1 protein-coding gene is annotated in these 1,317 nt (G+C 64.7%); it reads right to left on the bottom strand.

Annotated elements, in window-relative coordinates:
• Positions 1-162 precede the first annotated feature (162 nt).
• The coding region (locus KIT86_RS25125) for a transposase (protein ID WP_297403474.1) at positions 163-1,317 on the bottom strand (1,155 nt) is incomplete at its 5' end.

The following is a 1,317-nucleotide window of genomic DNA, read 5'->3' as shown; positions in this document are numbered from 1 at the left end:
GGGGTCCATTTGATTTCAGTGCAGAAAGTGACGGTTCGTGCCTCCCCGCAGAGCGAGGATTGGCGCGGGGTCTGCTCCAGGGGCGAGCGTAAGTGCTTGTCACGCTTTGAGTTTCTGTTGGTCTCCTAATCGGTCGCTGAGAGCCTGTTTGCGTGGTCGATTTCAGCTGCCAGCACTCGTTTTCGCTGCAGCAATTGACGGCAGGATCTGACCGGCGTAACGTTCCAGCGGGAAGCGGAAGACGCCGCGCAGGTTGATCCCCTCCAAGCGCGTCGGTGCAATGCGCCCAGTCAACTCAGGCGGCACGATCTGTCGCCTGTTGGCCCATCGGTCCAGTACGGCCTGCATCTGAGCCGTGTTCCACGCCATCACGATGTTGGCCAACAGGCTCAAGGCGTCGGCCACTGCCTGCATCTCGTCGGTACGCCGAGCCTGGGCCGATCCAACACGACCGGTGTAGATGGCGCGCTTGAGCGCGTTCACCGCCTCGCCCCGGTTCAGAACCCGGCGCAGTTCCCTGCGGAAGCCGGCATTGACGAAGTAGTCCGCCAGGAAGGCGGTCCTGAGCAGCTTGCCCAACTGCACACCGGCGTCGTAGATCGGGTCCCCGCGCGCCGCAGAACCGAACCTGGCCAGTGCCGTGACAGCGCTGGCGTGACCTGTCTGCACCGAGGCCGCCAGATGAACCAGCTGATCCCAATGAGCTTCGATCAGTGCCGTGTCCACGCTGGCCTCACACACGGCGACGATCTCCGCAGGGATTTTCAATCCTCGCGGCACGAGCAGATGCCGTTGCCGCAGTTCGCGCAGCCGTGGGCACAGATCGAAGCCCAGGAGACGCGACAGCGCCATGGCGAAGTCGGTATAGCCGTGCGTGTCGACAGCCAGCTGCGACACCTCCACCCGCTCCTGTCTCACCACCCCTTCAATGGCGGCACCAGCCTGGCGCTCATTGAGCACAATCGGCTGGGCGTGGAAGATCCCCCAACGATCGCGCACGTGGCTGTAAACACCGATGGAGGCTGTCTGGCGTCGTGGATCCTGGCGTGCCTGCCATACCCGGCGGCTGGTCTCCAGGCTCATCATGTCCGACGAGGCCAGATCGGCTCGGCCCCACGTTGCCGCTACCGCATGGCGCTGCATGAACTCCAGCACCGCCTGGCAGGCCAGGGCCAGCCGCCGCTCATCGCCCGCCCAGCGCATGGCCTGGCGGATGCTGGGAGCCGATAGCTGCGGGATCATGCGGGCGCACTCCGCAGCCGTCAGGCTGGTGCCGTGTGCCAGTATGCCGGCGTAGGTCATCAGCAGTTCCTGGCT

This window comes from Hydrogenophaga sp. (assembly GCF_026125825.1).
Lineage (GTDB): Bacteria > Pseudomonadota > Gammaproteobacteria > Burkholderiales > Burkholderiaceae_C > Hydrogenophaga.
Note: the sequence above shows the minus strand (reverse complement) of the source record. Positions and strands in the feature narration are given on the sequence as shown.